This is a genomic window from Vibrio sp. 5S239 (assembly GCF_041439575.1).
Classification (GTDB): domain Bacteria; phylum Pseudomonadota; class Gammaproteobacteria; order Enterobacterales; family Vibrionaceae; genus Vibrio; species Vibrio kanaloae.
On record NZ_JBGOOM010000009.1, the window covers coordinates 24,659 to 49,089 of the forward strand.

The following is a 24,431-nucleotide window of genomic DNA, read 5'->3' on the forward strand; positions in this document are numbered from 1 at the left end:
GTCATTTCTGTCCCGTCGATTTCAGTGGTAAAAAAAGAGCCCGAAGGCTCTTTGGTTCACTGCTTTTTCTCTTATTATTCTTTGGCTAAGCGCTCTCTATACAAACGCTATAATTAGCGACGTAACAGCGCTCTAAGAATTGCCTATGCGTCACTGTCCATGCAGTTAGCGTAATAAGTTACTGTTGCAGGCCAATCGCTGAATACACCCATCACACCCACATCTTGTGCCAGCACATCAAGCATTTTCATCATATCGCCATCATTGTTGATGCCGTCTTTCACACTCTTGTAGTACCAACCACCGCCTTGCGCTAGCGGGCCAGAGCGTTCCAGTGTCCAAGCGATAATGTCGAGGTCTGCATCCTTAGCAAGCTTGGCGTAATTAGACGCAACCAGTTCGTTGTTTTCGTCTAAATCAACCAGAGCAAACAGAGGTGGTGCGATGATATTCACACCCGCATCGTGCAGTTCCTTCATGTTCTCAACAGACGCGACAAAGTCCGCTTGTTCGTAAACACGGTCATCAAGATAAACCGCTTGTTTGCCGAACTTCGGCGTCTCATTTATCCAATACTTCACATCATCCAAGTTGAATGACTGCAGGTAAGTCTCAGAAGGCTTGAAGCCCGCCTCTTTCAGTTCATCCACCAACTTCTGCGCATACATCTCTTGGCTAAATCCATTGAAAGGCATATCTACCGCTGCTGACTTCAATTCAGGAGTGACCTTCACGCCGTACTCTTTAAATAGTGCTGCACTTTCTGCGTGTGTCATCAGTGTGCCACTTTGGCTGTAAAGATCCGTTCTCCAACCTGGAGTGCCATTCATGTACTCTTCAACCGTGATGGCTTTTGGGTTCGCCCCATCCATTTTACCTTTGAGCGTCTTAAACTCAGCCAGCGTGAAATCAGAAGTACGGCACTCAACTTGAGCATCTTCACCTGTCGCTGGATTAGCTGGTGTAAAAGGGGTTGAGCACTTCTTAGCAAGATCTGGGTGCGCTAATACATCGGTCGTGGTGTGCAGATCACTTTGCGAGTGACGACATACCAACGCCTTATCTTTGGTGAAGGTCACATCACATTCGACAACGCCTGCGCCCATTTGAATCGCCGCTAAATAAGATTCCTTAGTGTGCTCAGGAAACTGCATCGCAGCTCCGCGATGCCCAATAGAAAAATCACTACGATGAAAAGGTCCTTCGCTACAACTGAGCAGCTTGGTTTTCAAAGGGCTCTCATCCATATTGTTGACTAAAAAGAGGGGACGAGGTCCTAAGTTTGCTGGTTCTGCAGCGGCCCATGCCGTTATTGAACTCATACCGAGTATCAGAGCAATCGAACCTTTCAGTATTTGCTTCATGTTTGTATCTCCTTGCAACAAGCAATTATTTTTCTAATGTCCTTTGTTCGATCATTCAGTGTTGGATAGCTGTCATATATAGATAGCTGTCATATGTTTTTTGACTCAACACCGAATAACCTCATGTGGACTGACGCCACAATGTAGGGATTGCACGCTTTGTGCCAGATGTTAAAGCTCTTTTATTACAATCACTTGAAACAGTTAGCCATTCGACTAAAAACCAAATGGGTCATTGTTGTCTTGTGCTTTTACTAGGCGAATTAATGAACCAGCTAGACCTTGAAACTCTCTTTATCCAATTGGTGTTTTTTCATTTTTCGATAAAGGGTTTTACGCGGTAAATTCAGCTTACTTGATACCTCGTTAATGTTGCCTGCGCTTTCTATTAGCGCTTCCGTCAATACATTTCTTTCGTACTGCTCCATCTGCTTTTCAAAAGCGAAATCTTCTCCGGCCGCTTCACAAATTGGTGATTGAAGATCGAAGCCATCACCGACGATACCTAACACAAATCGATCAGCGACATTACGCAGTTCACGCACATTACCCGGCCATTCATGTCGGCATAGCTGCTGAATTTGTTCCGGGTAAATCGTCGATGGGCGCGTTTTGTATTTGTGGCTCGCTTGAATCACAAAGTGGCGAAACAGCACCTGAATATCTTCTTTCCTTTGGCGCAGTGCCGGAAGGTTTAAGCTCGCAATGTTAAGGCGATAAAAGAGATCGGCTCTGAATTCCCCAGACTCACTCAAGCTCGCGAGATCAGCTTTACTAGCGGCTACCACGACGATGTCGACAGGTATCAACTCGTTACCACCAACACGCTCAATCATTCGCTCTTGAATCACCCGTAGCAGTTTGATTTGCACCGCAATCGGCATGCTCTCAATTTCATCGAGAAACAGAGTACCGCCATTGGCTTGTTCTATTTTGCCAATACGCTTCTTATTCGCGCTAGTAAAGGAACCCGCTTCATGACCAAACAACTCACTTTCAATAATGCTCTCTGTCATGCCACCACAGTTAATCGCGACAAATGGCTTAGCCTTACGACGGCTAAATTGATGCAACGCGCGAGCTATCACCTCTTTGCCCGTTCCCGTTTCTCCGTTGATGATGGTATCGACGCCAGTATGCGCCAAAGCGAGTACTTGTTTACGTATGGTATCCATCATTTTTGATTGGCCGATAACCACAGATTCAATCGGTAACTCCTCTTGCTCATCGCCGTCCGAGGGGAAAGGACAATTATGCTGACATTGTGTCAACGCGAGATCGAGCTTTTCCACCAGTTCGCTGGCATTGAGCGGTTTTTCTAGGAAGTCGAAAGCACCTAGCTTCATCGCTTCGATAGCCATCGGAATATCACCGTGTCCACTCATCAACAGAACAGGAACATTGCCCGCTCGGTGTTGAATTGAACTTAACAGAGTCAGTCCATCCACTTGTGGCATTCGTACATCACACAATACAACCGACTGACTGTTTGCTTTGAGCGATTTAAGACCAAGGTTAGGGTCAGTAAAGGTAGTCACGCTAAACCCTTCTAGCTCTAACATTTCACTCACAGCCTCGACAACATCGATTTCATCGTCGATAAGAACTATGTGTTTATCTGAATTCATGAGTCTGTACCTTTTAGTAAAGTGACGACAAAAGTGGTACCTTGGTGTTCAACCGATTCCACGTGAATTGAGCCACCAAAGTCTTTAATTATGTTGTATGCGATAGATAAACCGAGTCCAAGTCCCTTACCTGTTGTCTTGCGGGTATAAAATGGGTCAAACAGATACGGAATATCCTCTTCAGAGATACCTGAGCCGTTGTCATTAACTGAGAGCTGAATAGTATGTGAGAGCTCGTGCGTAGAGATTCTGAGTTGAGGTTGCTCTTTGTGTTCAACGGCATCCAAAGCGTTACTGATCAAATTAACCAATACCTGCTCTAAGCGAATACTGTTGGCTCGAACCATCAGGCAACTCTGTGGTGAATACTCAATAGACACCTTGGTCTGCCTGGTTTCAAACAGATCAATCGCATCACCAATCACCTTTTCTAATTCAACATTATCGATCTTGCCATCGCTCTTACGAGAAAAGGCTTTCAAGTGACGAGTAATCGCTACTACTTTCTCTAACAGCACTTCTATTTTCTTCAGGTTATCTTGCGCTCGTTCTGGCCTTTGCTTGTCGATCCAAAGCTGCGCACTACGAACGTGACTATTTACAGCTGTCAGAGGTTGATTGATCTCGTGCGTGATCCCGACACTTAGTTGTCCCAATGCCGCCAATTTACCCGCTTGGATCAGCTCATCTTGGGTCACTCGCAATTTGGCTTCGGCTAAGGTGCGCTCTTCAACCTCAGCCTCCAGCTTACGGTTAGTTTGCTTAACGATTTTGGCCGTGGTTTGAAATACCTTCAGGTACTTGGCCATTTGCGTCACTTCGTCTTTACCACGAATAGATACTTCGGTATCTAAATGGCCGGTAGAAATCGCAAACATGTTGTCTTTAAGCTGTAAAAGCCTTTCCAAAATACTCTTACGCACGTAGAACCATGAAATGGCAGCGGCAGCCAACACGCTAAATAGAGAAAGGAAGAGAGAAAGACGCTGATTAGATTGCAAAGATTGCTGCGCCTGCTGAATCGATTGGTCAATATTGCTATTCACCTTGCTGGTGTTGCTTTCGATCTGCACGGTTAATTGGTTCAAATGCTCACGGCTGTTTTGCAGGAAGTATTGCTCTTGATAAAGATGATCGAGCGCTTTGTTTTTCATCCCATACAAGCTGCTATCGCTTGAGGCAAGGTTATAAATCACCGTGAGTTGATGATCTAATTGAGGAAAATTACTTCTTAAATCACCACTGACCCAGAGCTTCCACCACTCTTCTCCTACCTGCTCGAGTCGGTAACTGGTGTAATCCAGTTCATTAAAACTGGAATCGTTATACAGCTTTTCGACCAAGCCTAATTGGTAATAAAGCAAAGACTTGAGCTGTGTGTACTGGATTTGATCTTTGGCAGACTCAGGTAGGCTATCAAGTGAATCACTGGCCTGTTGCAGTAGCGGGTAAAAACCTTCTAGCAAATTACGAAGCTCTTGATTGAGCTGTTCTGACTCAATTTCACTTTGATACAACAAGCTAAGGCTGTTGTTAACTTGGGCGATCAGATCTTTAAAATAGGAGTGATAATCCGGGAACTGAACCATAACGCTATTCATCACGGAAATAGCGTCTTCGATTTTTAGCATCGCCTGTTTGCGCTCTAAATTCGATTCAGCGTCACTGAGCTGAGAAGACGTTGTAATAATCACTCGCACCATATCATTAAGGCGTGCGGCATTATCTAAGGCCGGGATTTCACTCTCCTTTAGCTCAACAAGACGTTGGTTTAAATCATCGAAAGTAAAGCTGGAGACAACCGAGAGGAAGATAGTGGTCATCGATAACATGGCTAACGCAAGTACTAAGCGCAGCTCAATACCTTTCCAACCAAACCACTTACGACGTGGGATTTTGATCGAGAACGGGCGCTCGAAACTATCCTTATTTTCTACAACCTCGGAGACATGACTACTCACTCGCCCCACCTTCTTCTCATCAATTAATCAACAGGAACTGTCAATGATTCAATTAGTTAGGGTGTGAGCCTTACTTAGGTTTGCATCGAATAGCTTTAGTGAAGCTATTAAATGAAGAGTAATCATTAACATTTCACATAAGATATCATAACAATTGTTTTATAAAGCTTGAGCTGTCTGTTTTGCGATAATAGAAAGTGACCGCACCGACAGAAACGTGATTACTTTATCAATACGCCCGTAAATTATACGAATAGCGCGCCCAATCAAGCAGTAAAAACTTTCGATTATTTAATAAGTTAAGGACTAGAGATCTAAAAAAATCGCACAAGCTTTCACTCATGCGATTTCATTTATGTCATGCCCATCGACTAACCCGAAGCTCAACGAACTTAGAGAATAATCATCCCATCGCGATAAGTCAGTGCTGGCGACACGTCTTGGCCGAGCAATACAGGGCCATCAAGGTCGACAATTTCAGATTGAACAGCAATAGGCAGCGCTGCACGCATCGCCAACGATGTACCAAGCATACAACCAGACATCAGAGTAAAGCCGAGCCTTTGAGCTTCTTCTGCAAGCGCCAAGGCCTCTGTTAAACCACCGGTTTTATCAAGCTTGATATTGACCATTTCATACTTGCCCAACAACGATGAGAGCTGTGAGGTAGTATGACAACTTTCATCGGCACACAATGGTATCGGGTGCTTGATGTGCGCCAGTGAGGCATCGTGCTGTTGGGGTAACGGCTGCTCGATCATCGCAATATCAAATTCTGTCAGTTGATTAAACAACTCTTCGAGGTTAAGCCCTGTCCACGCTTCATTAGCATCCAGTACAATCTGAACATCGGGTGCCGCTTCTCTCACAGCGCGAACACGTTCTACCACCTGCTCTCCATCAAGCTTCACTTTTAAGAGTTTCGCTCCATTTGCGACATAGTCTCGAGCCTGAGTCGCCATCGCTTCTGGAGTGCCAATCGAGACGGTCATTGCTGTCACGATTTGATTCGGTAACTCAAACAGGCTATTTGGGAAGACATGGTCATGTTGTTTGGCTTCAAGCTCCCAAAGCGCACAATCGACCGCATTTCGCGCTGCCCCTCCGGTCAATAAAGACTGAAGGTGATCTCTTAGCTCTGCCGGATCGGTAACGCCTCGTTCAAACATGGCTTCAAGTGCGCTAGTTGCTTGTTGGATTTGCGCTAACACAGACTCCGATGACTCGCCGTATCGTGGGTAAGGGGTGCACTCTCCCTGAGCTTGTTTGCCATCATGTTCAATATAAACACGAACAACGTGACACTCAGTTCGGCTGCCACGAGAGATGCGAAAAGCCGTTTGCATCGCGATAGTAATGGGTTCTGCTGTAATCTTCATAATTTCACTCGATTGATGTTTGCTTTAACAAATGAAAACGTAGAAATGATGAAAGCGTTATAATGAATGTCGCAAATGATCAGTAATGTGTCGTACACCAAAACGCACAGGGTCCGTCACGGGCACTTGATAGAGTGTGGTCCATTCTTGGCATAATGTCTCAGCATCTTCAATGCTAATCGCCGACGTGTTCAAACAGATACCCACCAGCGTCGCGTCTGGGTTGGTCAGTCGCGCCGCTTGTAAGTTGGCTTCAATCGTCTGTTCTATGCTTGGCAATTGAGCATGAGGAAGGTTACGAATATGTGGTCGCCCGACTTCATGGCACAACACTAAGGCATCGGCTTGTGCGCCATGTAAAAGACCCAAACTCACGCCTGCAAACGAAGGGTTGAACAAAGAACCTTGCCCTTCAATGATGTCCCATTCGTGGTCGGTAAAATCGGGGCTAATCGCTTCAACCGCACCAGAAATAAAATCCGCAACCACAGCATCAATCGAAATACCGCCGCCTTCAATCAAGATCCCCGTCTGCCCTGTCGCTTTGAACTGAGCGGATGTACCTGACTCTTTAAGGGACTTTTCGATAGCTAAAGCTGAAAACATTTTGCCGACTGAACAATCTGTTCCGACAGTAAGTAGGCGCTTACCTTGACGAGGCTTACCGTTACCAACCTTTAGATCACCATCAAAATGGCGTACATCATGAAGCTTAGTCAATCCTCGCTGTTGCATGTCAGCAAGCGGTGAAAATTCACTCAAGCGTTGGTGCATGCCGGATGCAATCTCAAATCCCATTTCCGCAGCTGCCATAATGGTTGACTGCCAAGAATCAGGAATAACGCCACCTGGGTTTGCTGTGCCAATGACTAACGTTTTCGCGCCCTGTGCTTGCGCCTCTTGTAAGGTTATATCCGTTAAACCAATAGAAACCGTATTGCCTGTTAAACGCAGTTGGCCGAGGCAGATTTCTGGTCGCCATTGATGAATACCGCGAGCGGTTTTTGCAGCGAGTGGGTCAGTAACATCCCCAAGAAAAAGAAGGTAAGGTTGAGCGATAGACATGAGCATTCCTAATTAATAAGTCCTTGTATGAATTTACTTTAATTAAGAACTTCGAAGGTGCCGAATGCTTATTTATCGAATGTCTATAACGCAAGGTTATAGGTGAAAAGTTAAGTAATGCTCAAAAAGTGAGGAGTTAGAAAGAGCACTGTAATGCTGAAATGAACTGCTTAACCGCAATCGACTGTGGCGAGTGTTCCGCAAACAAAATCGAAACCGAGAATTGTATGTCTGGCTTCAGTGGCAACATGCAAACCGCTTCATCATCTTGGTATTGAGCGGCCGTCCACGGATCCACAATTGCAAGCCCCGCTTGGTGCTTCACCAGTTCCGCAGCTGCACTGTAACCACGAACGGATATCGGATGATGATAATGCTCATCTCGCGCTATCAAGCTTTGATGCAGCAGCAAACCCAGCGGATCTCGACTATCAAGCCCGATGATTGGCAGCGGAGAATTGATCAGATCATCCAGGGTCAATTCAGTGGGTAAATGATCAACTCGATCTGATGGAACCAGAACCTTCAGTGATTGGGTCAATAACGTTTCAGCCAATACCGCCGGCGGCGCTTCATCCCCAAACGCAATAGCAATATCTAACTCATGCTTTAATAGCCCAGCACACAGTTCGTCACGGTTGGCTGTTAGTAACTCAAAAGAGAGTTCTTGCTCACGAGACATTTGGGCGATCACTGGTGTCAATAATTTGGTCGCCAGAATCGGTGGCGCACCAATACGTAAATGCTGATGGCCTTGCTTGACTTTGTTGGTCAAAGAACGAAATTGACCCAGCTGTTGGTAGACCTTCTCCGCTTCCGGTAACAAAGTTTTCGCTTCAACCGTTGGTACTAAGCGCCCTTTAACTCTTTCAAATAAACCAAACCCGAGTTGTTGCTCTGTGTGCGCCAGAATACGCGTCACGTTAGGTTGTGACACATGCAGATTACGTGCGGCTCCAGATACGGTGCCGGTTTGCATGATGGCGTAAAAGACTTCCAGTTGTCTTAGATTCACATTGATGTCCTTATGGTTCAACGAGCAAGCTCAAGTTTGGGTTGTTGTATTAGCAAAGTTGTTATCTATAAAGTTGTCTATCTATATAGCTGCCTGTGTGGTGCTATTAAACTGAGCAAGTAACCCTTTAATATGAGGTTTGAAAGGTTAAGACAAGTGCGTAACTGCTGCAGTTCTTTAAGGGAAGATAACCTCTCTAGTAAAGTATAAAGAGAGTGGTTTCTCCGATTGCTTACAGGATAGATATTACAGGATAGGTAACACGACAAGAAGAGATTTACTTTTCTTTGATTAGCAGATGATTACGGTTATCGCGGCTTTTTTTAATAAGCTCGTTGCTTTCGTCCATTTCTTCTGACTTTGCAAGACGATCATAAAGCAGAACATTCACTGTTGCTGCCAAATTCATGCAGCCAACCGTTGGCACATAAACAACATGATCCGCTCTATCAGCGACATCTTGAGAAATAGACCCGTCTTCCGGGCCAAAAATATAGATAGCATTTTCTGGATGTTTAAAACGCGGAAGCGGTGTTGCACCTTCTGCAAGTTCTACACACACAATTTGGGTTTCAAGCTCAAGGTTATCTAAAAATGACTCCACGCCAGTAAGCGGGATCGTACGCGCTGCACTCTTAGTATCAGTGTGGAATTTCGCGGCTTTTTCGTAGCGTTGCCCTGTGTATTTAACTTCATCGACTTGGTAACAACCCGCCGCGCGCATAACAGCACCAACATTCGTCGGGCTCTTTGGGTTAGTTAGACCAATAGTCACATGGCTTTTGTTCATGAATTTTCTCACTTAACGAATAGGCATAGCAGGGTGCTACAAAGCGTCGCATTCTAACAAAGCAATGTCTAATGCAAAAGCATATAAACAACCAGATAACGACGTGCACTGACCCTGATTACATAGGCCTCACGAGCAGAAAACAGAACCACCTTCATATTTACAAAACAAATGTTATTTAGGATAGCAATTAAACAACAAGTTCATTTACATTTTTAATTCACATTAATAATCTGTTGAAAACTGCATTGGACAATCGCACAGGAAGCGTGACATGACCCTAACCATCAAAAATCGCCTTTATATTCTCTCTTTCATTCCGTTGCTACTAATGGCAATTGGCATGATGAGCGTGACGTATATGAAGAGCACCGAGCTAACCGAACAGCAAGTAGAATCGACGCGTAGCAATATGATGGCGATGAAAGAAAAGGAACTCAAAGCATATCTACAAATGGCCTACTCTTCGATCAGTCCATTCTTGGATAGAGGTGCAACGCTAGAAGAAGCCTTACCAACATTGAGAACCTTAGAATATGGCGAGTCTGGCTATATTTTTGGTTATGACTCGAAAGGTGTCCGAGTCGTGGTTGGGCAAAGTGAAGATGGAATTGGTAACAACTACTACGATCTGCAAGATAAGCAAGGTAACTACTTAATCCGCGACCTCATCAAGAACGCTAAATTGGGAGAGTTCACAACTTACTATTTCCCTAAACCAGGTCAATCTGTCGCGTTACCAAAATTAAGCTACTCAGTATTTGTTCCACAGTGGGATTTGATGTTGGGTACTGGCTTCTACACTGATGACATCGACGCTGTTATTGCCGAGATGAAAGAAAGCTCCAATGCTGCGCTACAAAGCTCATTGACTGCTATCGCAATGTTCTGTGGTTTGATTGCCCTTGTTGTCGCCGTATTCGCTGTTGCTGTGAATAGAACGATCATGCAACCCCTAGAGCAGTTTGATCGTTCGATTAGCGCGTTTGCGAGTGGCGAAGCCGATTTAACCGCTCGAATGGAGGCGTTCAAAGCACCGGAATTCACCAGGCTTAGCGAAAACTTCAATGCCTTCGTTGCCAGTCTACAAACTATTATTCGCAGCGTAAGTGATGTGGGTCAGCAGGTCGTATCAGAGACCACCAGCATGTCTTCTCGCGCCGCTCAGGTCGATGAGATTGCTACTGGCCAACGTGAAGAAACAGAACAAGTCGCAACAGCAATGACAGAGATGACCACTACCGCACAAGAGATCTCTGGTAATGCAAGTCAGGCTGCGGATTCTGCAAAACAAGCGGAAAACAACGCCAAAGAAGCTCAACAGATTGTCAATGCTGCTGCAAACTCGGTAGCTGGCCTCGCGAGCGAAGTATCAGAAGCGAACACAGTGGTATCTCGTTTAGAAGGCGATGTACAGAATATCTCGTCTTCACTGGCGGTAATCCAAGACATCGCCGAGCAAACCAACCTACTAGCATTAAATGCCGCGATTGAAGCCGCACGTGCCGGTGAGCAAGGACGTGGGTTTGCCGTAGTTGCCGATGAGGTTCGTAAACTTGCAAGCCGAACTCAAGAAAGTACGGGCGACATCCACAAAATGATCCAACAACTAAAAGCCGCTTCAGATGCTGCTGTAAAAGCGATGGATTCGAGCCAAAATCGCAGTGCTCAAACGGTGGAAGAAGCAAATGCTGCGGCTGCAGCTCTGGCGAAAATTCAAGCGTCGATAGATACCATCATGGACATGAATTCGCTTATTGCAACAGCGACAGAACAACAGAACATTGTTGGCCAAGAGATATCTCAACGTATTGTTGTGATTTCCGACCAAAGCTCGCAATCGGCGGAACTCGCGAATCAAAACCGTACTGGTAGCCAAAACCTCAATAGTCGTGCAAATGAGCTGTATCACTTGGTGGATCGCTTCACCGTCTAATTTAAGCCTGTACACAGTACTTTGATGTTTAAAGGTGTCTCGCATTAACTAAGTATTGGGCTTCAGAATCTCTATTCTGAAGCCCAATTTTGGTTTAATGATGCATTAATACAAAGAAGCCATTCAAATAGAGCCAATATTCTGTACTTACTCAAAGACAGCTCGGTTCATACCATTAACCCAATTGCTCGAAAAGAAACTCCACTAACAGGCGAACCTTTGAAGACAAATTGCGGTTCTGCGGATAAAGCGCCCAAATCCCCTCTTTATCGTCTCGATAATCAGACAGCACTTCAACCAACTCTCCCGACTCTAGATCTTCGCTTACGTAATATTCAGGTAATTGAACCAAGCCAATGCTCTGCTTCGCTGCATCCAGCAATGCGAGACCACTGTTGCACTTAATACGCCCATTGACACGAACAGAACGAGGGCGACCGTTTTCTTTGAAACGCCAATGTTCAAAACCACCCACCAAACATTGATGATTAGTCAATTCCGAGAGCGTATGTGGTTCTCCAGAGCGTTCAATATATTTGGGGCTAGCACAAACATAAAGTTGTCGCTGTGAGAGCTTCTTTGCTACCAGGCTAGAGTCCTCTAAGCGACCTAAGCGAATCGCTACATCAACACCTGAGTCGATAAGATCAAGCTTTTGGTTGGTTAACATCAGATCTAATTCTACCTGTGGGTAGAGCTTTAAGAATTGATGAAGAATTGGGGCAAGTTGACGTTCCCCATAGGTCACAGGAGCGGTGACCTTCAGCAGACCTTTTGGTGTAGATTGCATCTGTGTAACCGCAAGTTCTGCAATTTCTAAACCTTCAACTAACAACTTACATTGTTGATAGTAAAGCTGGCCAGCTTCTGTCAAAGAGACTTTGCGCGTGGTTCGGTTTAATAATTTAACCGCGAGACGCTCTTCAAGGTTCGCGACTCTACGACTTATTTGAGCCACTGACGTTGCAAGCTTCTGCGCCGCACTGGTAAAACTTTCACGTTCTGCCACTGCAACAAACTCACTTACCCCTTCCCAATTGGCCATACCTTTATTTACCCTATACTGAACAATGGTTACCCAGACAGTGTATTGAAGTTACAAATCAGTGTCACCATGCTCGATAGGTTATGTGCATAGAGATACCGACTACAACCATTAAAAACCAATCCCCCTAAACGCCCCATAGACATCACCGTCAGCTCAATACTGTATCCGAAGACCCATTGCATGATCAGCAACATGACTTGCTAAAGCCACTTTCAAAACCTTAGCACTCATGGCCCCCCTGTATCGACTGCCGAATGTTTAAGCAAGGGGCAACTTGAAAAAGATAAAACCAAAGGAAATATTGTACTTATTTACCACAGATATGCTCAAATACTGGAGAAGTCATAGAAATAGAACCATAATGTACGGCTCAAAAGTAAATAGGTATAAACATGAAAATTTGTGGTGTTGAAATCAAAGGTAACGACGCAGTCATCTGTCTTCTTTCTCTATCAGATGGTGTATTTAACATCCCTGATTGCCGAGTTTCTAAGGTTGCGATTAGCGACGCAAACGACACACAGAATATGAAAGACTTTCAATTCTCATTTGCAAAGTTAATGGAAGATTACCAAGTAGACAAAGTTGTGATTCGTCAACGCCAAACAAAAGGTAAATTTGCTGGCGGTGGTTTTGGCTTCAAACTAGAAGCAGCAATTCAGTTGATCGATGGACTAGACGTCACTGTTGTGTCACCAACTGACATCAAAGAAAGCCTTAAGCGTAACCCTCTTATGATGAAGTTCAAAGAAACTGGCCTTAAGCAATACCAAGAAGCTCCATTTACAACAGCTTATGCGTGCTTGATGAAGCGCTAATTCTTAGTCGCTAACAAACAACTCACCAGAAAGAGCCTGAATATAATTCAGGCTCTTTTTATTGCTATCAGTCTAATGCAGCTCGTCTTCGCGGTTTCATTAAAACTGGCTTCTTCACTACCAAATATACCGCTGTAGCTGACAAGGCAAACCCCATTGCACCATAGGTGTCAAACGACTCGCCAAAAATAAGCCAAGCTTGAATTGCCGTCGTTGGCGGAACTAAATAAAACACCGATGCTACGCTTGAGGATGCACCATGCTCAACCATATACAACAGCAACAGAATTGCTACGCACGATAGAACAATCACGAGCCAAGCAAGCGTTAGAGTAAACTCCAGAGTCCAGTTCACTTGCATGGTTTCGTAACGCATCGCGAAAGGAAGAAACAAGGCCGCGGCTGCTAGGTATTGCACCATCGCCCCACCCACCATATCAGTCCCCTGACAAAAGCGCTTCTGGTATAAAGTGCCGCAGGTAATGCCAACCAGGGAGACTAAGCACAATAATGTCGCAATGCTTTTTTGATCATCCGATTGCCATTCAATATTCCCCATCAACACTAAGCTAATACCGGCAAAACCAAGCGATAAGCCAAGCCATTGAGCGGCGTTAAAACGCTGTGACGTGCAGCTGACCATGATCAGTGCCGTGAGAATAGGTTGTAAGCCAACAAGTAACGAACTGAGCCCCGCAGGCATGCCAAAATTTATAGCAAAGTACGTTCCACCAAGGTAGAAACCATGAATCAGAATGCCCACCACGCAGGCGTGAAAAAATGCTCGACCACGAGGAATACGACGCTTAAGAAACGCTATCAAAACTAAAAACAGCGCGACATTAGCGACCATCCTAAGTGAAAGTAACGTCGCAGGCTCGGCGTATTCAACACCAAGACGTGCGCCAACAAAGCCTGACGACCACAATATTACAAACACAAACGGAATCATTTTAATCAGCATTACAAACCTCTGGTCAACTCTTCATCAATGCTGTTACCTTAGTTGGGTACAGATAAGTAATAAAGATACAGATATAATACTTTTAATGGTTACAGATTGAGAAAAAAACGAGAGGTGAATGTGTGGACGTAGAACTCAGCAGCAACAAATATCTAGCGACCGAGCAGCACATTAAAGATCAGATAGAGAAAGGCTTGTTTCACCCCGATGACCGATTACCTTCTATTCGCCAACTCAGTGAACAACTTGGAGTAAGTAAAAATACCGTGATTCGAGCCTATCAAGAACTCGAAGCGACAGGCTGGGTTTATTCTGTTCCCAAATCGGGTTATCGCGTCAAAGCACCTAATACCACTAACTGGGATACGCCAAGCCAACCTCAAAAAGTTGATCTATTGTCAGTCACAAAATCTGTACTCTCTCCCCCGAAAGGTCGTTTAAAACTGCTGGCTGGCTCTGCCCATCCCAACATCAACAACCCCGCCATTCGTAGCTTATATGCTGAAATCGGTCGACACAGCCGTTTACAAACCCAATTACCGGGTTATTACCAGTTACCGCCCGGTGACGAGCAATTAGTAAGGCAATTGTTAAAGATCACCCATGATCTAGGCGTACCTGCGGGATCGAAAGAGATTGCGATTACTCATGGTGCGCAACAAGCGATCAGCCTGGCTTTACGGGCATTAACCAAGCCGGGCGACATCGTAGCGGTAGAGTCACCGTGTTACTTCGGCAACTTGCTGCTACTTGAATCACTGGGTTTGCAGGCTCTAGAAATACCAAGCAGTGTTAGCCACGGAATAGACATCCCATCGCTACAAATTGCACTTGATAAATGGCAAGTAAAAACGCTGCTTCTCACACCGAACTTTACCAATCCAACAGGTTCGCGAATGCCGTTAGCTAACCGTGAGTTATTATTAGAGGTCACTGGCTCTTTACCGCTCATCGAGGACGATGTGTTTGGTAGTCTGGCGTTTGATAGACCAATCGCCAGCCTCAAAGAACTTGATAACCAAGATCGGGTTATCTATGTGAACTCACTATCTAAAACCTTAGACTCGCGCTTGCGAATTGGCTGGCTACTGTCGGGGCGTTACCAGCCTTTGGTCGAAAAGTATCAGCTTTGCGACAACATGGGCAGCTCAAATTTGATGCAATCCGCAGTGGGGCAATTCCTCACTACCGGTAAATATCGCAGTCATTTATCCAAAATGAAACGGCTCTACCAAACCAATCAAAAGCAATTCCAAAGCCTGTTAATACAAGCATTAGATAGCTACCCACACCTTAAAGGACGCTATCATTTATCGAAGCCAGAGGGATCTTTTCTAAACTGGATAACACTACCTGAATCGGTCGATAGCTACGCGGTCTATCAAGATTGTTTAAAACATAAGTTAGGCATTTTACCCGGAACAGTATTTGGGACTAATGACCAATACAGGAACTGTTTGCGATTCACTGTTGCCAATATTGAAGAGAGTAAAGAGTGGAAGGAAGGGATAGTCACCTTAGCGAAGCTTATCGCTAAACACGTACACTAATTCTAGCGCCTAACGAAGATATGCCCGCTGTAGGTGAGTCATATCTTCGTATCAAGCTCTTAACTCTTAACTCTTAACTCTTAACTCTTAAAAGTATTAGAGAGTTGTTTCAGTGAGGCTGCTAGTTCTGCTTGCTCTTTGGCTGTCGCCGCAATTTGCGTTGCACCTGTCGTAGATTCTGTCGACTTCTGCTCTACCGCCATAACGTTCTGAGCAATATCTTGAGTCACAACTGCTTGCTCTTCGGTTGCGGTTGCAATCTGTTCTGTCATGCTAAATATCTCGCTCACTGCAACTGAAATATCTTGCAGAGTTTTCTCTACTCCTCGTGAGTCCTCAACGGCTCTTGACGACATCTCCTTGCTGTTATCAATCACGTTAAACGCGGTTTGCACGTCTGCTTGTAGTGAGCCAATGAAGCCTTCAATTTCCAAGGTAGACTCTTGAGTGCGCTGTGCTAATGTCCGAACTTCATCCGCCACGACGGCGAAACCACGACCTTGTTCACCAGCACGTGCGGCTTCAATCGCCGCGTTTAGCGCGAGTAAGTTGGTTTGGTCAGCAACCGATTTGATCACGTCAACCACGCTATTAATGTTATTGCTACTGTCGTGTAGGTGGGCAATTTTTTCAGCCAGATCGTTAATCTCAGACGCTAGGTTTTCAATCGATTGATAAGAGTGCTGAACCGTGCTCAAGCCTTCTTGTGACTGTTTATTAGCCAACTTAGCTGAACTTGCTGTTTGTTGTGTTTTAGCCGCGACTTCGTTTACGGTTGCTGAAAGCTCTTCTGTCGCAGTTGCAATTAAGCCAATTTGGTCTTGTTGATCAACTAAGGTGTTGGAGTTGTATTGGCAAGTTTGCGCTGTCTCTTCTGCAGCAGAAGCGAGTGTCAGGCTAGATTGAGACAGGTTGTCGATAACTTCAGAGAACTTCTCTAGAGTGGTATTAAGCGACAACGAGATCTGACCTAATTCACTTTTACCTTCGTAAGTCGCACGTACCGTTAGGTCATTCTCATCACGTACTTTTGAAAGCACTCTCGTTAAATCTTTCACTCGAGTCGTCAGATCGGTAATTGCTTTAACGCTAACAAAGGTCGAGAACAAGGTAATCACGACAAAAATAGCAATACTGGTAATCATTGCCGATCGAGCACTGGCAGCTTTTTGCTCCGTAAGCGTGATCAATGATTCTGCTAGATGGTTTTCTGTCTTCTTCAGCTGAATAATACGTGCCGTTGATTGAGAGAACCAGTAGACAGGGTCGACATCAAAGCCGCTCATCTTAGATTCAGCCAAACCACGAAGCTTTTCTACTTCTGCCACCGAGCGGTCATTTAACTGTTGCTCAAAAAATCGCACGTTGTCTGGGTTACTCAACACTTTAAAGTTCGAGAAGTAGGTATTTTGCTCTGTCACCAAAGAGATGAATTTAACCAGCATACCGGGACCAAACTCATTTTTTGAGAAGGTATTATTTAGAACCGCTCGTTCAATGCCAGCGCGCTCTTTACCTTGCAGGAAGTTGTAGTAAGCGATGGTTTCTTTAGTGATAGTGGCATCAGAACTCAGCTCTGCAATTAATGCAGAAACACTGAGTAACTTGGCATTGAGTTTGGTGTAGTAACCTAAAGCTTCAGAAAGTGGAATCGATTGAGAATCGACTCGATTACGAATAGAAGTAATTTGATTGAAGCTTTGGCTTATTTCAGTGTTCAGACGAGCGATTTGCGGTAAGTCGATCCCCGCAGATTGCCAGTATTCTGTTTTCAGATTACGTCTATTATCAGCACTGGCTCTTTGAGCTCGTAGTTCACTGACAAACTTGGTGCCCTGTGAGCCGATAAATCCAGCCGTCATTCCACGCTCTTTCTGTAACTCATGCACCAATTCGCTGTACACGACTGATAAACGCGTAAGTTGGTTTAATGATGTCATTTCACTGGTGGTTTCTACGCCTTTTGAAATCGCAGAAACACTCAGCCATAGAAAACCTAAAATCGGTAAAATAAGCAAAGCGATGATTTTTTGCTTAAAAGACATATCGGTTAATTTCATTTTTATTTCCTAGCAGCTAACAAATCTTTTCAGTCATCTAACTCGCACATCTTTAATTAAGATGCGCCTCAATTGTGACTGTATAATTATTCAACTTGATCAATGTGCATCAATTACCGTGCCACACAGATCGGTCTGCGATGAAGGTAACATTTAACCTTACAAAATTCATTGATTTACCGATAAAACTGTTAGCTAAGCGACCTAACGATACCAAAAACACGTGCAACAACATTTTATTGACGTAATCGACTGAAATATGACACATTTTAACTACCCAAAAGGGGTAAATATGCACCAATTATGTGCTCAGAGAAAACGATATATTCAGAACGAACTATAGATTCAACGCTCACCAGCGATTGATTCACAACTAACCAACTCCCTATTCTGCGCTGATTAACTGTCTATTCCTCGTTAACTAAATATGTATAATGCCGAATTATTAAAGTAGAGATTCGCAATAAATATGCGACAACAACTGAGAGATATTGTATGGATTGTCCCGCTTGCGAAGAACATATCGGTTGGGAATGGGTAGAAGAAGCGGCCATTGAGCCCAATGAGGAATTCGATTGTCCAGAGTGCGACGCAACATTGATGTACACCATCGATGAAGGTACCTACTACGGCGCTCAGCACAAGACCGTAGAAGTTATTGATGATTAAGATCATTTCCTGATGATCGGGATGTTTTATTAACTCTTTGATGTTCTAAGCCTGTGCAAAGCAGCCAAACACACCTTTACTAGAACGGGCGTTCAGCATAAAATATTGAACATATGTTCAGATTAATGAAGTAGATGTTATGGCTAAGACCGCTAAGTTCGATAGACAAGACGTAGTAGATAAAGCAACGAACCTGTATTGGGAAAAGGGCTTTCATGCGACTTCTATGCGCAACCTGCAAGACGTGATTGATATGCGTCCGGGCAGCATCTACGCGACGTTCGGCAGTAAAGAAGGCTTATTTAAAGAGACGCTTGCTCGCTATACCGAACTTGGCATCCTCAATCTGAACCGCTTCCGCAGTGAAACCGAATCGCCTATCAAAGCGTTGGAAAACTTCGTAAAACGCGCCGTTGTCGAATCTAAACAGAGCGCACCAAACGGTATGTGTATGCTGGCTAAAACGGTCGCTGAACTGACTGATGAGCACGCAGAATTATTAGCAGAAGCAAAAAAGGCACTGAAGATAATGGAAGGTGAATTCGCCAAGGTGATTGCGGAATCACAAGAACTGGGTGAAATAAGTAAAGAGCGCGAACCGACTCAACTTGCTCGTCATGTTCAGGTTCAAATCGCAGGCCTGCGTACTTATGCTAAAACCTGTGACGATATCGATTTACTCAACTCAATGGTTGAAGACGTATTTAAGTACCACCCTTTTTAGCGTCTGAGTTTATTTATATAATGTTACCCATCTACAACCTAAACAAGCTACCTATAAAAAGTATTCGGTTATGTTATCGGACACGGTTTTATTTCAGAGGTGAGACTTTCTTTCAACTGTTTATATGGCATCGGGTAGCCCAGATAATAACCTTGGGCTTGTTCGCAATTTAACGTTTTTAAAATTGACAGTTGTTGGGCATTTTCAACCCCTTCAGCCACCACTTGAATGCCAAAACCTCGAGCGATATCAATGATCCCAGACGTTATGGCTCTAGAACGATAATCATCTTCTAACCCATTGATGTAACTGCGATCGACTTTAATCTCATCAACATCCAACTTGCTAAATATACCAAAAGAAGTGTAACCAACCCCAAAGTCATCTATCGAAAAAGAAACCCCATGTTTTTTTAATTTTTGAACAGCGATTGCACACTGATCTATATCTTTTAAAATAGCGGTTTCCGTGATTTCAAGACAAAGTAAGCGAGCGAACTCGGGATCCTTGCGTAGATAATTATCCAGATGGTCCATGTCATCCACGCTATTTAGCTCTACCGCTGAAATATTGACCGAGACACTATTTAACACACTCCCGAGCAAACCACAGGCTCTTAGTTGTACCGCAGTTTTCTCTAGAACTAACGTGGTCAAATCACGACAAAAATGATTCTCTTCGGCTAACGCAACAAAGATATCCGGTGAAACGGCACCATAGCGTTCATGCGTCCAACGAGACAATACTTCAACGCCAGCGACAGAGTTACTTCCAATGTCGTATTTTGGCTGAAACACAATATCAATCGCTTTGTCATCAATCGCTTTACGTAACTCTTGCACCATTTCTTGACGCTGACGTTCAATTTCAGTGAGTTTGGGATCATGAAATTCAATCGTATTTTTACTTTTCTTTGCTTCAGTTAAAGCATGGGTCGCAGATGCCATGAGTTGCTTACCACTATTACCATCCGAGGGAAATAAAGCAGCACCAATACAACAAGTGGCATTGGTATTATAACGATAAGCACACTGGTTAAATCTACGATGTACGAGAGCAATGTAGGGTTCAATATCTTCCTTATCATTGAGCTTGACTAAACACGCAAAACCATCGGAGTGTACCCGTGACGAAAGAGGTTGATGCTCTACAGGAAGTTCAATAGATCGTGCGATGTCTTTTAAAAATGAATGAGTACTTTCGAACCCAATCTGATCAGCGACTGATTTGAAGTTATCAATATCAAGTAAAAAGAGGACATACTGGTCCGTAGCCTGAGATTTGTTCAGCCTTTTATTTAAGTATCGATAAAAAACTGATGGACTATGCAACCCGGTTACACTATCAAGGTCGTTAGCGCTCTCTAAATCTCGATTATTTTTCCGAACCATTATCCACAATAAGGTAGACGTTAGAATGATAAAGAGCAGACCTTTGATTGTCTGTGCTAAGGCATGTTCTTGTAAATCACTGGATAGCGACTCAACCGCGAGGTCAGAGAAAAAAATCCATAAAAATGAAATTATTAAGTAACTGAGGACTATATTTACCGGATGCTTTTTTACCTTATTCATCGTTAGCTGCTGTCTCTCCATCTAATGTGTCATGATTCATGTGTTACAAGCTGCTCATAACGTAAATCGCAATCTACCGCTCGCGCTTTTATTTTTAACCTTAGTTTGTCAATTTACATCATCGCTCTGCGCGAAAAAACCTTTCAGGGTTAAACATGTTCAGAACGATTTGTGTGAATATTAATCTCTCACTGAATACCAGCTCTTAAGTTAAACTAGGAGTGACTTACCGCTTTTGTTGATATCGAGTAATTTTCACATGATTCTTCAATCACAATAGTATTTCTTCCTTTGAGCTTTGCTTGATAAAGAGCTTTATCAGCACGATCTACACAATCTTTCCACTTTTCATTTTCTGATAGTGAACTGATACCGAAACTTGATGTAACTTGCAAAGATGGATGCTCTTCAAGTCTAATCTGTCCAATGGCAGAGCGTAATTGTTCTGAAAGAGCTGCAGCTTGCTCAAGATTCGAATCCGGTAACCAAATAAGAATTTCATCTCCTCCAAGTCGAAAAACCGTATTAGGTAAATCGACTATACTCAACACTGTTTTGGCTAAGGCTTTTATGGCGTCGTCACCAACAATATGCCCAAATTGATCGTTCACCTGTTTAAAGTTATCAATGTCTAATAATACGATACTCACTGGCTGGTGATTAACTTGTGCAAGGTACCTTTGCACCGCTTTGTCTAGAGCACGGCGATTCTGTAATGTCGTAAGAGGATCTTGTTGTGAAAGACATTGAAGTGAATGTACTAACCTAGCATTAATTAGCCAAAGCATTGAAAAGGACATGGAGACAATTAAAACAATGCTAAAAATATACGTATATTCATTCAAGTAGTTACCACTGATAAAATCATTGGTCTCTTTCAATGCGAAGTGTGACTTTGTCGCTCGGAAAAACATGAAGAGGCTATAAATAATAAAGGTTAAAGCCATCATATTCACAGCTAAAGTGAGGTCTTTCTTTTTTCCATTAAGTATTACAGTAGCCGAGCTTGCGGTTACAAAAGACAAGTAAAGACTAATGGCAATGATACGATTTTTTATGGAAGGTTCATAATAAGTAAAGTAAACAAAACTAACTAAAATCATGACTAAAGCTATGCGGCTGTAACGAACAACATCAAATGAGTGGTTACGAAAGATAGTCAGGCTATACAATACCAAATGAAAGCCATAGGAAATCGTGACATTGGCAATAATAATACTGATGAAATCAGGAATGACGCCTCTCAGACTCAATATAGTTGTACCAAGCCCAATCACAAATATGGATAATGAAAAGAGGGAAAGACCTAGTACTTTCTTTTGCGCTGACTGAAATAGCAACAAACCGATACTAAAAGTTAGTGAGAAAACAATAAAAACTATACTTAGAGTTTTTATGTCTAACGGGAAAGGGGCCATATTTTTCCTTAAATATGATAGAATTTTATACCATTTTAATGTTACTGAGCATGGTATAATTTTACTATCTTCCTACTCTCATTTGATTTTAGGTAATCAGGCCTGATTCGCATAAATGCACACATCTAAGCCTTAAATTCAGCGATTAATCATAACAAATTATAATGAAAATCATAGCTTCCATCCACTCGGTCGCATCCAGCCAATTTAATTCGATAAAAATGGAGTTGTAAACCTGCTTCTTTCATCTGCTCCTCCGCCTTTTTAACTCGTTGATTCTGTGTTTATTCACCACCCTCAGGTCCAGTTTGCCAACGAACTGTCAAAATACTTTGCAAAGAGTCAACCATCTTCATCTCCATCTCCATCTCCATCTCCATCTCCATCTCCATCTAAAAAAATGTGTCACTATTTAATCTTGTAATAAAGTGCTCATTAAACTAATGCTCTAGGGCGTGTTGATCTTTCGAGCGGATTTTTGCAGCGAGTTACTGGGTATTTATACAAGGCAGAGGCGTCGATGTGTAGCTAGCCTACATGAGAAGCCGATAACGTAGTAGAAATAACCATCAAACGCTGCCCGTAGGGTTCGGCTAAAAGCGTTTTACTCTTTGTTGAGGGAAATTTGCTTAGAATGACTAGGCTACTTCCCCCTCGCCGCGATTAAAACGCTTTTATCTCGAACAAAATTTAACCACGAAAGGTCAACACGCCCTAGTAATGCTTAATTACTCTTTGATGTAAAGATCCTTAGAATAGATTCGCCCTTCTACGTTGTTCTTCGCAAAGCCACCAACACTTGGTCGCACTAAGCGAGCCTGCATGTAGTAATAAATTGGCGCAATAGGCATATCTTCAGCCAGTAACTGCTCCGCTTGGTCATAGAAACCTTGGCGATCTTTCTCATTGGTTGCGGCTAAGGCGCTGTCCATTGCTGCGTTGTACTTGTCGTTATTGTAACGAGCAAAGTTACCAGAAGAATCCGAGCGCAATAGGCTCAAGAAAGTCGACGCTTCATTATAGTCGCCACACCAAGAAGCCCGCATCACATCAAAATCACCTTGGCGACGTGATACTAGATAAGATTTCCACTCTTGGTTTTCCAACTCAACTTGCGCGCCTAGGTTGCCTTTCAGCATGGAAGCGATAGCCACCGCAATCGACTTATTCGATTCACTGGTGTTGTAGAGCAGTTTGAAATCCAATGGATTAACCGCATCGTAGCCTGCATCTTTCAACAGTTCTTTTGCCTTTTGGTCACGCTCCTTTTGAGTCCATGTGCTGTATTCAGGCTGAGTGGCATCAAAACCTGCTGTGTACTCATGGGCAAAGGTATAAGCGGGTAGATTCCCCACCTGAGTGACACCATTGGTGATCACATCACGCATCATCGAATAAGACACCGCTTTACGCACTCGCGCGTCATCGAATGGAGGACGCGTGGTATTGAACGCGTAGTAATAAGTACACAGCAGAGGCACCGCGGTAAACGCATCTTGATATTTGCTTTTAAGCTGCTGCGCCATGTGTGTCGGTACATCAGACGTAATATCCACCTCACCCACCGCATAACGGTTAATCGAAGCATTTTGGTTTTCGAACGGAATGTAAGTCACTTGGGTTAAGTGAGTATTTGCACTGTTCCAATATTTCGGGCTTTTCTTTAGCTCAATACGCTCATTCACCACCCACTCTTCTAAAACAAATGCTCCATTCCCCACAAACTGCTTAGGATCGTTCCATGGCTTATCGCTGCTCTCTAGCGTTGCCTTATGAACGGGCATCATAGATGTGTGGCCCGTCATCGCCACAAAGTATGGCACTTTGCTATCAAGCTCGAACTTCACCGTGTGTTTATCGACAGCGGAAATACCAAGCTCTTCAACAGGCTTTTTACCTTCTGCTACGTCAGCAATGTTGTTGATTTGAGTAAGCTTGAGATACCACACATTCGGCGAAGCGAGTTTCGGGTCGACCGCGCGTCTTATCGCATACACGAAATCATCGGCCGTCACCGGATCGCCATTCGACCATTTCGCATCTTTACGCAGGTGGAATACAAAGGTCTGGTTATCTTCGGTTTCCCAAGATTTCGCGACACCTGGAGTGATATTGCCATCGCGATCTTGAATCACTAAACCCTCAAATAGGTCGCGTAGAATGTGCATTTCCGGCAGGCCTTCTGCTTTCGCAGGATCAAGCGTCGCCGCTTCTGCATCGTTCGCGCGAACTAAATGTTGGTCTTTTGCCAGCGAAACACCGGCAGGTAAGGTTTCAGCGACGGCAGTTACTGATATAAAAGGGGTCAATAAAGATGAAATGAGTAAAGCCGTTGAATGTTTTTTAAAATCCATGTTTGTTTGCTCTCCTAGCCTATCTTTGAAGCAATTAATAAAATTAACAATGCGACGGTTGACGAGTTTTGACGCTATGGTTTATTTAAAGGGGTTCATCTAATGGACTTAGTT

The 24,431-nt window shown here is 43.8% G+C and carries 18 protein-coding genes; 5 read left to right on the plus strand and 13 right to left on the minus strand.

The genetic code is table 11. The features are described 5' to 3' along the window. Positions 1-143 precede the first annotated feature (143 nt). From ACED48_RS09400 to ACED48_RS09430, 7 genes are all read right to left on the minus strand, one after another. The gene (locus tag ACED48_RS09400) at positions 144-1,364 is read right to left on the minus strand and encodes a glycerophosphodiester phosphodiesterase family protein (protein WP_017054846.1); all 1,221 of its coding nucleotides are present in this window, start codon (positions 1,362-1,364) and stop codon (positions 144-146) included. A 275-nt stretch (positions 1,365-1,639) separates the two neighbouring features. Then, positions 1,640-2,992 carry a sigma-54 dependent transcriptional regulator gene (locus ACED48_RS09405; RefSeq protein ID WP_017054847.1) on the minus strand — a complete coding sequence of 451 codons (1,353 nt, stop codon included), beginning with the start codon at positions 2,990-2,992 and terminating at the stop codon, positions 1,640-1,642. After that, complete coding sequence (locus ACED48_RS09410) at positions 2,989-4,962, minus strand: ATP-binding protein (RefSeq protein ID WP_029626758.1); 1,974 nt, start codon at positions 4,960-4,962, stop codon at positions 2,989-2,991. The genes ACED48_RS09405 and ACED48_RS09410 overlap by 4 nt, the downstream gene beginning before the upstream one ends. 383 nt (positions 4,963-5,345) lie before the next feature. Next, positions 5,346-6,332 (minus strand): N-acetyl-D-Glu racemase DgcA, encoded by a 987-nt coding sequence (gene dgcA, locus ACED48_RS09415; RefSeq protein ID WP_017054849.1) that lies wholly within the window; start codon positions 6,330-6,332, stop codon positions 5,346-5,348. Between the two features lie 57 nt (positions 6,333-6,389). Then, the gene (gene dgcN / locus ACED48_RS09420; protein ID WP_017054850.1) at positions 6,390-7,397 is read right to left on the minus strand and encodes an N-acetyltransferase DgcN; all 1,008 of its coding nucleotides are present in this window, start codon (positions 7,395-7,397) and stop codon (positions 6,390-6,392) included. A 136-nt stretch (positions 7,398-7,533) separates the two neighbouring features. Continuing rightward, complete coding sequence (locus tag ACED48_RS09425) at positions 7,534-8,412, minus strand: LysR family transcriptional regulator (RefSeq protein WP_017054851.1); 879 nt, start codon at positions 8,410-8,412, stop codon at positions 7,534-7,536. Positions 8,413-8,689: 277 nt separating this feature from the next. Further along, on the minus strand, positions 8,690-9,202 hold the full coding sequence (locus ACED48_RS09430) for an RNA methyltransferase (protein WP_017054852.1): 513 nt from the start codon (positions 9,200-9,202) through the stop codon (positions 8,690-8,692). A 274-nt stretch (positions 9,203-9,476) separates the two neighbouring features. Between ACED48_RS09430 and ACED48_RS09435 the strand changes: the two genes are divergently transcribed. After that, positions 9,477-11,138 (plus strand): methyl-accepting chemotaxis protein, encoded by a 1,662-nt coding sequence (locus ACED48_RS09435; RefSeq protein WP_017054853.1) that lies wholly within the window; start codon positions 9,477-9,479, stop codon positions 11,136-11,138. A gap of 175 nt (positions 11,139-11,313) precedes the next feature. Here ACED48_RS09435 and ACED48_RS09440 read toward each other — a convergent pair whose 3' ends face one another. Continuing rightward, on the minus strand, positions 11,314-12,183 hold the full coding sequence (locus ACED48_RS09440; RefSeq protein ID WP_017054854.1) for a LysR family transcriptional regulator: 870 nt from the start codon (positions 12,181-12,183) through the stop codon (positions 11,314-11,316). Between the two features lie 395 nt (positions 12,184-12,578). Between ACED48_RS09440 and ACED48_RS09445 the strand changes: the two genes are divergently transcribed. After that, a complete protein-coding gene (locus ACED48_RS09445) occupies positions 12,579-13,004 on the plus strand; it encodes a DUF3010 family protein (protein WP_017054855.1) in 426 nt (141 codons plus the stop codon). A gap of 67 nt (positions 13,005-13,071) precedes the next feature. Here the strand turns inward: ACED48_RS09445 and ACED48_RS09450 are convergent, their stop codons facing one another. Then, a complete protein-coding gene (locus ACED48_RS09450) occupies positions 13,072-13,968 on the minus strand; it encodes a DMT family transporter (RefSeq protein ID WP_017054856.1) in 897 nt (298 codons plus the stop codon). A 122-nt stretch (positions 13,969-14,090) separates the two neighbouring features. On the opposite strand from ACED48_RS09450, the gene ACED48_RS09455 reads away from it, so the two are divergent. Next, positions 14,091-15,518 (plus strand): PLP-dependent aminotransferase family protein, encoded by a 1,428-nt coding sequence (locus ACED48_RS09455; RefSeq protein WP_017054857.1) that lies wholly within the window; start codon positions 14,091-14,093, stop codon positions 15,516-15,518. A gap of 80 nt (positions 15,519-15,598) precedes the next feature. On the opposite strand, the gene ACED48_RS09460 is transcribed toward ACED48_RS09455, so the two are convergent. Further along, complete coding sequence (locus tag ACED48_RS09460) at positions 15,599-17,578, minus strand: methyl-accepting chemotaxis protein (protein WP_017054858.1); 1,980 nt, start codon at positions 17,576-17,578, stop codon at positions 15,599-15,601. Positions 17,579-18,073: 495 nt separating this feature from the next. Between ACED48_RS09460 and ACED48_RS09465 the strand changes: the two genes are divergently transcribed. Then, entirely contained in the window at positions 18,074-18,247 is a 174-nt protein-coding gene (locus ACED48_RS09465) for a hypothetical protein (protein ID WP_017054859.1), read from the plus strand. Between the two features lie 139 nt (positions 18,248-18,386). Then, positions 18,387-18,971 carry a TetR/AcrR family transcriptional regulator gene (locus ACED48_RS09470; protein ID WP_017054860.1) on the plus strand — a complete coding sequence of 195 codons (585 nt, stop codon included), beginning with the start codon at positions 18,387-18,389 and terminating at the stop codon, positions 18,969-18,971. Positions 18,972-19,039: 68 nt separating this feature from the next. Here ACED48_RS09470 and ACED48_RS09475 read toward each other — a convergent pair whose 3' ends face one another. From ACED48_RS09475 to ACED48_RS09485, 3 genes are all read right to left on the minus strand, one after another. Further along, positions 19,040-20,545 (minus strand): bifunctional diguanylate cyclase/phosphodiesterase, encoded by a 1,506-nt coding sequence (locus ACED48_RS09475; RefSeq protein ID WP_017054861.1) that lies wholly within the window; start codon positions 20,543-20,545, stop codon positions 19,040-19,042. Between the two features lie 215 nt (positions 20,546-20,760). Further along, the gene (locus ACED48_RS09480; RefSeq protein WP_017054862.1) at positions 20,761-21,963 is read right to left on the minus strand and encodes a GGDEF domain-containing protein; all 1,203 of its coding nucleotides are present in this window, start codon (positions 21,961-21,963) and stop codon (positions 20,761-20,763) included. 728 nt (positions 21,964-22,691) lie between these two features. Then, entirely contained in the window at positions 22,692-24,317 is a 1,626-nt protein-coding gene (locus tag ACED48_RS09485) for an ABC transporter substrate-binding protein (RefSeq protein ID WP_017054864.1), read from the minus strand. Positions 24,318-24,431: the final 114 nt, after the last annotated feature.